Here is a 524-nt window from a genome sequence, read left to right as displayed (position 1 = left end):
ATATTATATTCCTGAATTTGATTTGAGTCATGTTAAAGTTTTAGAATGGGATAATTGTATCAATTCGCTAGCAGTAGGAATTAAATGTGCTTGGGCAGTAACCACAGTTTCTCCAAATTATCTGAATGAAATAAATTATTCAGCTAATGGTTTAGAATCCTTGTTTAATTTGGTACGTTATAAATCCAGAGGAATTTTGAACGGAATTGATATTGAAGTTTGGGATCCTGCAAAAGATGCGATGCTTGAAAAAAACTATTCGATTAAAAATTTTGAAAAAGGGAAGCAGGAAAATAAAGAAAAATTATGTAGCCTCTTTAATTTAGATCCAACAAAACCGCTTTTTAGTTTTATTGGAAGATTATTAGAAGAAAAAGGAGGGGATTTATTACCTCATGCTTCAGCACTTGCATTATCTGAAAATTATGCAGCAATTAATATTTTAATTTTAGGTTCGGGAAATCCAACAATTGAAAATCAACTGAACAGCTTATTGGATGATTATAAAGGCAACTACAATACTT

General features: G+C 30.3%; 1 protein-coding gene. It reads left to right on the top strand.

Annotated elements, in window-relative coordinates; all coding sequences use genetic code 11:
* On the top strand, positions 1-524 hold a 524-nt coding region (locus tag AB674_RS21640), incomplete at both ends, for a glycogen/starch synthase (RefSeq protein WP_047779368.1).

The sequence above is a fragment of the Flavobacterium sp. ABG genome, assembly GCF_001027725.1.
GTDB lineage: Bacteria > Bacteroidota > Bacteroidia > Flavobacteriales > Flavobacteriaceae > Flavobacterium > Flavobacterium cupriresistens.
Note: the sequence above shows the minus strand (reverse complement) of the source record. Positions and strands in the feature narration are given on the sequence as shown.